Consider the following 12490-nt stretch of genomic DNA (forward strand, 5'->3'; position numbering starts at 1 on the left):
GTATACACGAACACCTGCGGAGGATACGATGGTACGAGGTTGGTATATCGGTTCAAGCGGCATGAACGCCCAGCAGAACAGACTCGACGCTATTTCAAACAATTTGGCAAACGCGGACACAACCGCGTACAAACGCGACGTTACCGTAAGCAAATCGTTTCCCGAACTGCTGATGCGCCGCATGAACGACGACGGTGTGTACCGCACGCCGTTCGGTTCCGCGGACGCTGCACCCATCGTCGGAAAAATCGGCCTCGGCGTCGAAACGAACGAATTGTATACGGATTTCGAGCAGGGGTCATTCAAACAGACGTCGTCGAAGGCCGACATGGCGTTGAGCGGCGAAGGTTTTTTTGCCGTTCAGACTCCCGCCGGCGAACGGTACACGCGCAACGGTAATTTTATGATCGGCAAGGAAGGCATTCTTGAAACCAAAGAAGGCTACCCCGTTTTGGGTGAAAACGGTTATATCCGCGTAAACGACGATTCGTTTACCGTAAATCCCGACGGCATGATTTATTCGGCGGACGATATGGAACTGATAGACCGATTTAAAGTCGTCCGGTTCGACAACGAACGGTATCTGCAGAAAATGGGTTCCAGTTTGTACAAAAATACCGATATCAGCGGTGAAGCGTACATCGCCGAAGGCAAGGAACGTCCGGCGTTCATACAAGGATACACGGAAACGTCGAACGTGAACGTCGTCAACGAAATGGTTTCCATGATAGAAGTGAACCGCGCGTACGAAGCGAACCAGAAAACCATACAGACTGAAGACACGATGATGTCCACGTTGTGGGGCAAAGTGGCGCTTTCAAGATAACACGAGGCAGAGGAAATAAATGGTACGTAGTTTATGGACAGCCGCCACCGGCATGAACGGTCAGCAGGCGAATATCGACGCAATCTCGAACAATCTTTCAAACGTCAACACCACCGGCTATAAACAGCAGCGCGTCGAGTTTGAAGATTTGATTTATCAGAACCTGAAACTGGCGGGAACGCCGGCAACGGAAGACACCGTAACGCCCGTAGGTATTCAAATGGGTACCGGCGTCAAAGTCGGCGCCACGCAGCGCATCATCACGCAAGGTTCCCTGCAGAATACCGGCGTGGACACCGACATGGCGGTCGTCGGCGAAGGATTTTTCCGCGTTCAGCAGTACGACGGCAGTTTCGCGTATACCCGCGACGGTTCGTTCAAAGTGGACATGAACGGTCAGCTCGTAACGTCAGAAGGGCTGCGCGTAATGCCGGAAATCATCCTGCCGGAAGGATACAACCTTTCAACGCTCACCGTCAGCGACGACGGCCGCGTTACGGTCAAAATCGCCGGCAACGACGATCCGCTGACGGTCGGACAGCTTGAATTATACCGGTTTCCGAACGCCGTCGGCCTTGAAGCGACCGGCAGCAATTTATTCAAGGTAACCAACGCGTCGGGCGCAGCCATCGCCGGCCGGCCCGGATTCGACGGTATGGGCGTAACCAAACATAAATTTCTTGAAATGTCGAACGTGTCCGTCGTCAACGAAATGGTGCAGATGATCGTTGCCCAGCGGGCGTACGAGTTCAGCTCAAAGGCCATTCAAACCAGCGACACGATGCTGTCGTCCGCCGTCAACTTGAAACGGTAATACTGAAAACGAGAGGTAGCGCGTATGAGTTCCGTAAACGGCATATTCACCGGCGGCAGTGCGTCGGTAACGAACGGTCAGTCGGCAGCACAGTCCGCCCGCCTGCAGCAGGAAACGGCGGGCTTTCAGGCACTCGTCGACTCGATGCGGAACGCGCAAGCCGATTCGGCCGGCGGCGCGGCGGCACAAAATCCGGCGGCCGTACCGTCTGCAGCTTTCACCTCAGGCAAAATCACCGAAGCCGGCCGGCTGAACGGCGACTACGCGTCGTCGTTCGCGGGAACGTTCACGTCAGAAGCGGACAAAACCGCACGTCCGAGCGGAGCTGCCGCCAACTCCGCGGCGGCAGCGACCGCCGGTTCGGCAAAAACGATAGACAAAACCAGCACATTGTACGAAAAATCGCTTGAACTCGAATCGTACTTCGTCAAAATCATGCTTTCCTCGATGCGCAGTACGCTCGGCGGCACGTCGCTCAACGGTGAAGAAAAAAGCTACGCCCAGAATATGTACGAAGACATGCTGTACGACGAACTCGCTTCGTCCATGACCAAAAACGCGGGATTCGGCCTTGCGGATCAAATCTATCTGCAGCTGATCTAAACTGCGTACTGCGCAGCCGGCCGTATTATTCACAGCCGGCCGCATCGGCAACCAACCGCAGTAGCGGCAAACCGCCGTCGCATCGGCGTATCCTCCGCATCGGCAAACTTTTCCTTGACAGTACGAAATTTCAAACTTATCATATAAGCATCGATTTCATATGATTTTTATTTGAACAAGGAGCGATGCATGGATTTTTCTACCCAACAGTTAAGAAACGTTTCTATTGCCGGACACGGTCAGACCGGAAAGACCGCGTTGTTTGAACAGCTTCTTTTTACCGGCGGCGCCGTTGCAAAACCGGAATCCGTCGAATCGGGCAAAACGGTCAGCGACTGCTCGTCCGAAGAAATACAGCGCAAAATCTCGATATATGCATCGCTCGCCCATCTTACCTGGAAAAATACGCTCGTCAACGTGTGGGACACCCCCGGTTCTTCCGATTTTATCGGCGAAGTCATTTCCGCGTTCCGCGCCAGTGAAATGACGGTCATGCTCGTAGACGCCCGAACCGGCGCGCAGATAGAAACGATCAAATTGTGGCGTGATCTCGACCGGCGGAACAAGCCGCGTATGCTGTTCGTCAACAAGTGCGAAGACGACCGAGCCGATTTTGCCGCCGCTTCAAAAGACATTCACGATAAATTCAACGTTGAAGTCTGCGCGCTTACCATTCCGATGGGCTGCGGGCGTTCTTTTGCCGGAGTCGTCGACGTTCTGCACGGAAAAGCGTACGCGGCGGACGGTTCGGCGGAAAAAGAAATGCCCATCCCCGCCGAATACGAAGAAGCGTATAAAACCGCGCGCGGCGTTCTCGCCGGAGCCGCAGCTGAAGGCGACGAAGACCTGCTCGTCAAATTCATAGACGAAGGGGAACTTTCCGCCGAAGAAATCATCCGCGGACTCAAAATCGCGTTCGCAAACAACCGCGTCGTTCCGGCGTTCGCCGGCAGCGCGGCGCGGAATTCAGGAACCACCGCCCTGCTCGATTTTATTGCGGAAATCGCCCCCGACCCGTCTTCGGTATTTGAAACGGCACGGAACGAAGCGGGTGAAACGGCCACCGTAAAAATCAGCGACGGCGGCAGCGTGTCCGCTCAATGCGTCAAAACGGCGAGCGACCAGTTTTCCGGCCGGCTTTCGTATCTGAAAGTAGTCACCGGCACGCTGAGCGCGGACAGCGAACTGTACAATTTGACGGAAAACCGTAAGGAAAAAATCGGCAAACTGTACCGCTGCGTCGGCAAAAAACTTGAAGAAATCAAATCCGCCGCCGCCGGCGACGTCTGCATCGCAGTCAAACTTGCCGTAACCAAAACGAGCGACACGCTCTCCGCACTGCCGGACGCCGTACCGTTCGTCAAATTGCGCCATCCGGAACCGGTGTATTCCGTCGCAGTTTCGGCAAAAGACAAGCGGGATGAAGATAAAATGGGCGAACAGCTCGCACGAGCGGCGGAAGACGACCGCACGCTGGCGTTCCGCTACAATCCGGAAACCAAACAGAACGTCGTGTCCGGCATGGGGGAACTGCACATCGGCATCATACTTGACCGAGTCCGCGCACAGTCGAAAATCACGATCGACACCGCGGTGCCCCGGATTGCGTACCGTGAAACCGTGCAGCGCAAGGCGCAGGCCGAGTACACGCATAAAAAACAGTCCGGCGGTCACGGCCAATACGCACGCGTCGTGCTTTCGGTGGAACCGCTTGACCGCGGCGCAAATTATCAGTTCACCAACGCGGTTTTCGGCGGAGCGATTTCCAAAGGATACATTCCGGGTGTGGAAAAAGGCGTGAAAGAAGCCATGGAGCACGGCGTACTGGCAGGTTATCCGGTAGTGGACACCGCGGTTACCGTACTCGACGGCAAGGAACATCCGGTCGACTCTTCGGAAATGGCGTTCAAAATCGCCGCACGCAACGCGTTCCGCGACGCAATGCGAAACGCCGGCGCGATTCTGCTCGAACCGGTCATGAACATCACCGTTTGGGTTGAATCGAAATATCTGGGCGACATCATGTCCGATATTTCGGGAAAACGCGGCCGCATTTTGGGACAAACGCCTCTTGCAGGCGGAATTGAAGAAATACGCGCGCAGGCGCCGCAGTCTGAACTGCTCAAATACGCGATCGATCTGCGCTCCATGACCAGCGGCACCGGCAGCTTTGAAACGGCGTTCAGCCACTACGATCCCATATCGGGCAAACTTGCCGATGAAATCATACAAGCAGCGAAAGCCTTCATTCAGTCCGCACCGGAAGAATAACCACCTGCAAAAACGAACGCCCGGCAGCACACTGTGCCTCCGGGCGTTTTTTACACTTGAACTCTGAACAACGGTAAACGCGGCCGGTTCTGCCCCGTATTACCGCGCGGCGATCTTCATAACGGACATTCCCGCCGGTACCGCCACCGTTTCGCCGGCTCGGCAGAAAAACGTATCTTCCGCCTTACACGATGCGCGATTACCCGCACAGGCAAGCGCACCGCCCCCGCTCAGCACGAACAGGATAAAATCGTTTTCAGCACACGAAACGGTAACGGCTCCGCTTCCGGCGTCGATACGTTCCAGCGAAAAATAATCGCATGAAAACGGCCCCGTAAAATCGTTCACCGGCTCGGACGACAGATCCTTCGTAACCGACAGCCCTTTTTCTACGTGGACTTCACGCCCGCGTCCCCAATCGTACAAGCGGTACGTAATATCGCTCGACTCCTGCACTTCAAGCAGGCGCAGACCGCCGTTGATCGCGTGCACCAATCCCGCCGGGATGAAAATGAAATCACCTTTGGAAACCGGCACGGAACGCAGATACGGCTCGAGGCGGTTTTCCGCAATAGCGGAACGGAGTTCCTGCGCAGTGTACGTTCCGGTCAGTCCGCAAATCAGCGACGTACCGGGCGCGGCGTCCAGCACGTACCAGCACTCGGTTTTTCCCAGCGACCGTTCGTGAACGCGCGCGTAGGCGTCGTCGGGATGCACCTGAACGGACAGCGTCTGATCGGCCTGAATCACTTTAATCAGCAGCGGATAGCTGCCGATCGCGTCGGCCAACGGTACGGCGGTTCCGTCGTTTCCGGCGCCCTCCGCAAGCGACTGCCCCGCCGGATGCGTGGACACGATCCAGCGTTCATAACCCCATATTTTTTCGGATACGAAAGGTCTCAGCTTATACATGCTCTAGTTCGCCCACAATTTGTCCGGATAATAACCGCTTTCAATTTTTGCGGCGATTTCCGTTTTGACGATCGCGCGGTCTTCGGGATACGTCATACCGAACCATTTTTCGGGCGACGTATAGAATTTGATTTTCCCTTTACCGTGCGCAACGATACCGCTCGCCGCTTCCGGCAGCAGCGATTCGGCTTTTTCACTGCCGCTGTTCGCCGCGATAAAAGCATCCCAATACGACTGGAATTCTTCATACGCCTTCGGAGAAAAACCGAAAAAGTTCATCGACACCCATTCCTTGCCGGTCAGTTCGATTTTTTTATCATCCAGCAGGCTGATTATTTTATCGTTTTCATAGCCGATTTTGGTGTTTTCACGCATGGAAACGAGGTAACCGTCTTTCACCGTACACACCGCGCGTGAAACGGTTCCCGATTTGCTCATCGTATTACCGAGCACGAACCCGACCATCGCGTGTTCCGTACCGTCGGTTCCCATTCCCGACAGATGTTCGCCGAGCGTTGCGAACGCGCTGCGGCCGTAATAATCGTCGGCGTTGATGACGGCGAACGGCGTTTTTACGGCGTCTTTTGCGCACAGCACGGCGTGGATTGTTCCCCAGGGTTTCGTGCGGGCCGCCGAGGCGGCGAGCTGTTCGCGCGTTAAACCCGCTTCGTGAGTCTGAAACACGTATTCGGCGTCGCAATTGCGCGCAACGCGGTCAAACAGCCGCTCGCGGAAATCTTTTTCAATATCTTTGCGGATGATGTACACGACTTTACCGAAACCGCTGCGCAGCGCGTCGTACGTTGCAAAGTCGAGCAGCGTTTCGTTATGCAAACCGACGGAATCTATCTGCTTTACTCCGCCGTACCGGCTGCCCATTCCCGCAGCCAAAACCACTAAAGTAGGTTTCATATTCTTCTCCTATGCAATCGGCATGATTTTCCGTACCGTATCATACGTTCGATTTGAAAGCATATCACGGAAAAACGAATCCGGCAAGTATAAAAAAATACCCGGATTTTGACAAACAGGCAAAAATCCGGGTACAGCGGTTATACGCAGCGCATCGTACGCTGGCGGACGTTATTTCTGGTTCAAAGAACCTTTTACCGTCAGAATACCTTTTTTATACGCAGCGGTCAGCGTACCGGTAAAACTGCGGGAAGCGTCCGCAGCGGCGGTATCGGCAGCCAGCGTTACTTTCGACCAATCGAGATCGGCCATGTTCGCAGCGTCTCCGCCGTCTTTCAGGTAATCGGCTTTGATGATGAATTTTCCGGCAACGTTATCCGCGAGACCGCCGGCCATCGAAAAAGACGAACCCATATCGATTTTGCCTTTAGCGTCGGTAACGATCTGATACGCGGTTCCGCGATGAACGAAGCGGATAGTCAGCTGTTTGCCGTTTTCAATAACGGTAAACGCGTCGTATTCGGCAGTTCCGCGGTCAGCAACGGGATATAAAACCAACGAGCGCAATCCGGCGGGAATGGCAGCTTTTTTGGAAGTTTCGCTGTCATAGCGAACCGCATTGAAAGCAGTCGTGGACTGTGCTTTTGAAGCGCCGGTCGCCGCATCGTAGCCGTCTTTCACGGCTTTTCCGTCCGCGGCCCAATTAAAATAATTGGCCGAATCTTCCGCAAGTGCGTTAAAGCGCAGGTCAATCGTCACTTTCTGAGCTGTCGCTGCAAAAACGGAACCTATCAGAACCGCGGCGCACGCCAGTATCAGTTTTGTATTTTTCATACGAACTCCTATGAAATCTTTCCGGTAAGGAGGAGACAGCCGAAAACCATTCGATTTCCGGAACGTCCCGTATTGCCGGCCGACTGCAACGCAGCGAAGCGGCAAAACCCCTTTTATAGCCCGTAAAGCCGCTCTACGGGCAACTTACATACTACTTAATTCATACAAAATATACGCATTTTAAATACGGCAGTCAAGTAGTTTATACGGAAATCCCCGCATCAAGCGCAATCCGGATCATGTTCGAGAACGTCGTCTGCCGCTCTTCCGCCGACGTGGATTCACCCGTCGCGATATGATCGGAAACGGTCAAAATGGCGAGCGCCTTGCGGTCGAACTTTGCGGCGAGCGTGTACAATTCGGCGGCTTCCATTTCGATTCCCAATACGCCGAATTTTGCCCACAATTTCCAGTTTTCGTTCTCATCGTAAAAAAGATCGCTCGACGCAACCGAACCGACCAGCGTTTTGATGCCGGCTTTTTCGGCAGCCGTTCGGGCGGCCGACAACAAGTCGAAATTCGCCGTCGGCGCAAAATGCAGATTGCCGAACCGCTGCAGCTGCAGCGACGAATCGGTACAGGCGCTCGCGGCAAGAATCGTATCCCTGATCTTCGTAGACGCGTGTATCGCGCCGCACGTTCCCACGCGGATCGCTTTCTGAACTCCATAAAATTGAAACAATTCGTTTACGTAAATCGAAAGGGACGGTTGTCCCATCCCCGTTCCCTGCACGGAAACCCGTTTGCCTTTATACGTACCGGTAAAACCGTACATACCGCGCACTTCGTTATAGCATTCGGCGTTTTCCAAAAAATGCTCCGCAATGAACTTTGCTCTCAGCGGATCACCGGGCAGCAAAACAGTATCGGCAATCCGGCCTTCCGCAGCGTTGATGTGAGTACTCATGTGAACTCCTGTAAAAATTTCTCACTGTCAGTATAAACCGGACATACGGAAAAAACAAGACGCCGATACGGACGGATTACAGCGAATCGGCAATTTCGAGCAGTTCCGCATCTGCTCCGAATTCCTTGCCAGAAACGATTGTTCCGTATATACTGTCAGTATGTTCGATTTTATCATAAAACATTTGCCGTGGTTTTGGTTCGGCATCGCGGTCGTCTGCACGGCGATTGAAGCGGTTACGTTCGGGCTGACGACGATTTGGTTCGCCGCGGGAGCGCTCGTCATGATTTTCATATCGTTCACTCCGCTGCCGTTCGCCTGGCAGCTGCTCGTTTTTTTCATACTGTCCGGAGTGCTGCTCGGATTCACCCGGCCGCTCGCCGTCAAAAAGCTGAAAGTCGGAAAAGAGAAAACGAACAGCGAAAGCCTTATCGGTAAAAAAGCGCTGGTCGTCAAAAGGATTTCCGAATTTGAAAAAGGCGAAGTTACCGTAAGCGGAACCGTGTGGACGGCGCAGAGCGCGGACGGTTCCGTTCTGGAAGAAAAGACCGAATGCGTCATCGATAAAATAGCGGGAGTAACGCTCGTCGTCAAACCCGTTCAAGAATAAAGGCTCCGATTCGGATTCTTTTTATGGAAGGTAAGCTGAAAACTGCCGATTTGCCGTCAGTTTGCAGCTTTTCCGGTTTGCGTTGCAAACTGTCTTATTGTCTGTACGTTCACGCTTTGCTTTGAACGTGCTTAAAAAATCAATCCGAAACTTGACACTTTCGTCTTGATTTTTTACGGGAGAAGAAATTGATTTACATCGTTATCGCCCTGATCGTGTTTATCCTGATCGTGCTGATTAAAAACATCAGAATCGTTCCGCAGTCACAGGCGTTCATCATAGAACGGCTCGGCGGATATTTGACGACCTGGGACGTCGGACTGCACGTCAAGGTTCCGATCATCGACCGCGTCGCGAACAAAGTGTCGCTCAAGGAACGCGTGCTCGACTTTCAGCCGCAGCCGGTTATCACCAAAGACAACGTTACGATGATGATCGATACGGTCATTTATTTTCAGATTACCGATCCCAAACTGTACACGTACGGCGTTGAAAATCCGATGAACGCGATTGAAAACCTTTCGGCAACCACGCTGCGCAACATCATCGGCGAACTGGAGCTCGACGGCACGCTGACCAGCCGCGACGTTATCAACACCCGGATGCGCAGTATCCTCGACGACGCGACCGATCCGTGGGGTATAAAAGTGAACCGCGTGGAAGTCAAAAACATCATTCCGCCCGAATCCATTCAGGAAGCGATGGAAAAACAGATGAGAGCCGAGCGCGAACGCCGCGAATCGATTCTGATCGCCGAAGGACAGAAGCAGTCCGCAATCCTCGTTGCCGAAGGCAAAAAAGCGGCCACAATTCTTGAAGCCGAGGCACAGAAAGAGGCGGCTATCCGCAGGGCTGAAGGCGAAGCCGAAGCGATCCTCGCCGTACAGAACGCAACTGCGGAAGGATTGTTGAAAATCAAAAACGTTCAGGCCGACGAATCGCTGATACGGCTGCGCGGGTTGGAAGCGTTTGAAAAAGCCGCGAACGGTCAGGCGACCAAAATAATCATTCCGTCGGATATCCAAAATCTGGCGGGCATCGTAACGGCCGTTACCGAACTGGCAAAAAAGTAAGGAATCGGCTGCAGTACGGTTCCGCCGTATGCGCGTTTCGTATATTCGAAGTACCGCGGAGTCCGCCGCCCGGCAGACTCCGCTATAAAAACAGCGCGCCGAACACGGCGCCGGCGGCGATTACCGCGATCGGATGAATTTTCGTTTTAAACACGGCGGCGAGCGCCGCAGCGTAAAAAATCACCGACGGCCAATTGCAGATATCCAGCCAAGCGCCGGTTTCCTTGAACGCGGGAATATCGAGAATCGCGATAACGAACACCTGCACCGCCGCCACCGCCACCATCCCGCTTACCGCCGGCCGAAGTCCGGTAAAAGCCGCTTTCACCAGCGGTTTTTCCTGAAAACGCCCGAAATATTTGGCGATAACGATAATGCAGATCAAAGACGGCAGCACGGTTGCGGCAGTCGTCGCGATTCCGCCCCACACGCCGTACAGCTCGCAGCCGATATACGTCGCCATATTGATGCCGATGGGCCCCGGCGTCGACTCCGAAATGGCGACCATATGGTAAAACTGTTCGGAACTGATAAGACCGCCGCCCACGATCGGATCGTACATCAGCGTAATGGCGACCAAACCGCCGCCGATGGTAAACAGGCCGACGTAAAAGAAGACCCACATCAGCTGCAGCAAACTCACGACCGATCCTCCCGCCGCGATTTCAGCGAGCGCGTAAACGAAGCGGCGATTCCCAGCGCTGCGCTGACGGCGATAACCGCTACCGAATTTACCCCGAAAAAATACATCGAAACGAACGCCGCCGCCAAAATCAGAAATCCCCAGATATTTTTTACCGATTTTTTGCCGAACTGCCACACCGCCTGCGTCAGCAGCGCAGCCACCGCAACGTTTATACCGCCGAGCGCTTTCCGTACCCACACGATATCAGTAAAATTGCGCAGAAAAAGCGCGAGCAGCGTAATGACGATAATCGAAGGCGCAACGATTCCGGCAGTCGCGACGACACCGCCCGCCAAACCGCAGCGGTTGTAACCGATAAAAGTCGCGACGTTCACGGCGATAATGCCCGGCGTCGATTGTCCGATCGCGTAATAGTCGAGCAATTGGTCGCCGGTAACCCAGTCGCGCTTTTTTCCCAATTCCCGTTCCAGAATCGGCAGCATCGCCAGTCCGCCGCCGAACGTAACGGCTCCTATCTTAAAAAAAACGCCGAACAGTTCCGCACACAGGCGCAGCGTATTCCGTATATTTTTCATGGGCCGAGTATAGCACGCCGCGCGCTGCGTTACAACAGACTGAAACGTGCAGTATTTGACTTTTTATGTACGACGCGTTATAACGGTGCTATGAAGTCAAACGGTATCACCGCGGGCAGTATCCGGAAGCAGCTCCTCTTATTGTTCTTTCCCATTATGCTGGGAACGTTTTTCCAGCAGTTGTATAATACGGTGGACGCCGTTATCGTCGGCCGTTTTTTGGGAAAAGAAGCGCTCGCCGCGGTCGGCGGCGGAACCGGTACCATCATAAATCTGCTCGTCGGGTTTTTCGTCGGACTTTCCTCCGGCGCGACGGTCGTAATTTCCCAATTTTACGGCGCGAACGCCGAACGGGACGTGGAACGCGCGGTTCATACCGCGATCGCCCTTTCCGTTGCCGGCGGAGTCGTCATCATGGCGGCGGGAATCGCCGTTTCACCGACGCTGCTGCGCCTGATGGGAACGCCGGAAGACATACTCGCCCCCGCAGTCGTCTACATCAGCATATTTTTTACCGGCATGGTTCCGTCGCTCGTATACAACATGGGTTCGGGCATTTTACGTGCAGTCGGCGACACCCGCCGCCCCCTGTATTTTTTGATCGCCGGCTGCGCCGCGAACATCGTACTCGACATGCTGTTCATCACCGTACTGCACTTGGGCGTTGCCGGCGCGGCGCTGGCAACGGTGCTGTCGCAGGTCGTCAGTATGGTTCTGGTAATGGCGTGTCTGATGAAGACGAACGAAACGTATAAAGTGTCGCTGAAAAAAATCGGGTTTTCATCGGCAATGCTGAAAAGCATGGTGCGCATCGGCTTGCCTGCCGGTCTGCAATCGGTCATGTACGCGGTTTCAAATATTATCATTCAGGCGAACATCAACGTATTCGGAACGAACACTATCGCGGCTTTTACCGCGTACGGCAAAATCGACAGCATGTTCTGGATGATAATCAACGCGTTCGGCGTCGCAATCACCGTGTTTGCCGGGCAAAATTTCGGCGCAAAAAAATACGATCGGCTGCATCAGGGAACCAAGCAATGCCTGTTTATGGCTGCGGGTACAACCGTCTTCATCAGCGCGTTTTTTATGCTCACCGCAAAATATCTGTATCTGCTGTTTACCCCGGATCCGGACGTCGTTTCCGCCGGGCTCGAAATGCTGTATTTTCTGGTACCGACGTATATCACGTACACATCGATTGAAATTCTGTCCGGCGCAATCCGCGGAACCGGCGATTCGTTCATTCCCATGGTCATGACCGGCGCGGGTATTTGTCTGCTGCGCATTCTGTGGCTCGTCGGCGTGGTGCCGTTTCGCCGGGAAATCACCACCGTACTCGCAAGTTACCCGGTTACCTGGGTCGTTACCTCGATTCTTTTCATCCTGCATTATAAGTACGGAAAGTGGCGCAAAAGAATGGCGTAGCGCTTTACGCGATATGTTTTTTGCGCTACAATGTAGAAACTTCAATATAATTGGAAACTGCTATTTTAATATAGAGGGG

General features: G+C 53.9%; 13 protein-coding genes. 7 read left to right on the forward strand and 6 right to left on the reverse strand.

From position 1 onward, the window contains the following. Positions 1–28 precede the first annotated feature (28 nt). The 4 genes from flgF to fusA all read left to right on the forward strand — a co-directional run bounded on the left by flgF (position 29) and on the right by fusA (position 4514). Entirely contained in the window at positions 29–826 is a 798-nt protein-coding gene (flgF, locus tag TREBR_RS09745; RefSeq protein WP_013759008.1) for a flagellar basal-body rod protein FlgF, read from the forward strand. Between the two features lie 19 nt (positions 827–845). Continuing rightward, a complete protein-coding gene (gene flgG / locus TREBR_RS09750; protein WP_013759009.1) occupies positions 846–1640 on the forward strand; it encodes a flagellar basal-body rod protein FlgG in 795 nt (264 codons plus the stop codon). A gap of 24 nt (positions 1641–1664) precedes the next feature. Then, positions 1665–2243 (forward strand): rod-binding protein, encoded by a 579-nt coding sequence (locus TREBR_RS09755; RefSeq protein WP_013759010.1) that lies wholly within the window; start codon positions 1665–1667, stop codon positions 2241–2243. A 189-nt stretch (positions 2244–2432) separates the two neighbouring features. Then, positions 2433–4514, forward strand: coding sequence for an elongation factor G (fusA, locus tag TREBR_RS09760; protein WP_013759011.1), 2082 nt, complete (start codon positions 2433–2435; stop codon positions 4512–4514). 99 nt (positions 4515–4613) lie between these two features. On the opposite strand, the gene TREBR_RS09765 is transcribed toward fusA, so the two are convergent. The 4 genes from TREBR_RS09765 to deoD form a co-directional block, all read right to left on the reverse strand. Beyond that, positions 4614–5426 (reverse strand): type I phosphomannose isomerase catalytic subunit, encoded by an 813-nt coding sequence (locus TREBR_RS09765; protein WP_013759012.1) that lies wholly within the window; start codon positions 5424–5426, stop codon positions 4614–4616. A gap of 3 nt (positions 5427–5429) precedes the next feature. Continuing rightward, entirely contained in the window at positions 5430–6338 is a 909-nt protein-coding gene (locus TREBR_RS09770; protein ID WP_013759013.1) for a nucleotidyltransferase family protein, read from the reverse strand. A 171-nt stretch (positions 6339–6509) separates the two neighbouring features. Continuing rightward, a complete protein-coding gene (locus tag TREBR_RS09775) occupies positions 6510–7172 on the reverse strand; it encodes a hypothetical protein (RefSeq protein ID WP_013759014.1) in 663 nt (220 codons plus the stop codon). Positions 7173–7374: 202 nt separating this feature from the next. After that, entirely contained in the window at positions 7375–8079 is a 705-nt protein-coding gene (deoD, locus tag TREBR_RS09780) for a purine-nucleoside phosphorylase (RefSeq protein ID WP_013759015.1), read from the reverse strand. A gap of 160 nt (positions 8080–8239) precedes the next feature. Here deoD and TREBR_RS09785 point away from each other — a divergent pair, with 160 nt between their 5' ends. Beyond that, positions 8240–8689, forward strand: coding sequence for an NfeD family protein (locus TREBR_RS09785; protein WP_013759016.1), 450 nt, complete (start codon positions 8240–8242; stop codon positions 8687–8689). Between the two features lie 191 nt (positions 8690–8880). Beyond that, positions 8881–9762, forward strand: coding sequence for an SPFH domain-containing protein (locus TREBR_RS09790; protein ID WP_041610811.1), 882 nt, complete (start codon positions 8881–8883; stop codon positions 9760–9762). Positions 9763–9844: 82 nt separating this feature from the next. Here the strand turns inward: TREBR_RS09790 and TREBR_RS09795 are convergent, their stop codons facing one another. Together TREBR_RS09795 and TREBR_RS09800 are read right to left on the reverse strand one after the other, a co-directional pair. Further along, positions 9845–10405, reverse strand: a complete 561-nt coding sequence (locus TREBR_RS09795) for a chromate transporter (RefSeq protein WP_013759018.1) — start codon at positions 10403–10405, stop codon at positions 9845–9847. Then, positions 10402–10983, reverse strand: a complete 582-nt coding sequence (locus tag TREBR_RS09800; RefSeq protein WP_013759019.1) for a chromate transporter — start codon at positions 10981–10983, stop codon at positions 10402–10404. Before TREBR_RS09800 ends, TREBR_RS09795 begins: the two co-directional genes overlap by 4 nt. Positions 10984–11073: 90 nt before the next feature. On the opposite strand from TREBR_RS09800, the gene TREBR_RS09805 reads away from it, so the two are divergent. Next, positions 11074–12411: an MATE family efflux transporter gene (locus TREBR_RS09805; RefSeq protein ID WP_013759020.1), complete on the forward strand. Its 1338-nt coding sequence runs from the start codon at positions 11074–11076 to the stop codon at positions 12409–12411. The last annotated feature ends 79 nt before the right edge of the window (positions 12412–12490 follow it).

Source organism: Treponema brennaborense DSM 12168 (genome assembly GCF_000212415.1).
Lineage (GTDB): Bacteria > Spirochaetota > Spirochaetia > Treponematales > Treponemataceae > Treponema_F > Treponema_F brennaborense.

Coding starts and splice junctions, on each gene's coding strand:
- TREBR_RS09770 (WP_013759013.1), bottom strand. CDS start 6,338: ATGAAACCTACTTTAGTGGTTTTGGCTGCGGGAATGGGCAGCCGGTAC.
- TREBR_RS09800 (WP_013759019.1), bottom strand. CDS start 10,983: ATGAAAAATATACGGAATACGCTGCGCCTGTGTGCGGAACTGTTCGGC.
- TREBR_RS09805 (WP_013759020.1), top strand. CDS start 11,074: ATGAAGTCAAACGGTATCACCGCGGGCAGTATCCGGAAGCAGCTCCTC.
- TREBR_RS09785 (WP_013759016.1), top strand. CDS start 8,240: ATGTTCGATTTTATCATAAAACATTTGCCGTGGTTTTGGTTCGGCATC.
- deoD (WP_013759015.1), bottom strand. CDS start 8,079: ATGAGTACTCACATCAACGCTGCGGAAGGCCGGATTGCCGATACTGTT.
- flgF (WP_013759008.1), top strand. CDS start 29: ATGGTACGAGGTTGGTATATCGGTTCAAGCGGCATGAACGCCCAGCAG.
- TREBR_RS09755 (WP_013759010.1), top strand. CDS start 1,665: ATGAGTTCCGTAAACGGCATATTCACCGGCGGCAGTGCGTCGGTAACG.
- TREBR_RS09775 (WP_013759014.1), bottom strand. CDS start 7,172: ATGAAAAATACAAAACTGATACTGGCGTGCGCCGCGGTTCTGATAGGT.
- flgG (WP_013759009.1), top strand. CDS start 846: ATGGTACGTAGTTTATGGACAGCCGCCACCGGCATGAACGGTCAGCAG.
- TREBR_RS09765 (WP_013759012.1), bottom strand. CDS start 5,426: ATGTATAAGCTGAGACCTTTCGTATCCGAAAAAATATGGGGTTATGAA.
- fusA (WP_013759011.1), top strand. CDS start 2,433: ATGGATTTTTCTACCCAACAGTTAAGAAACGTTTCTATTGCCGGACAC.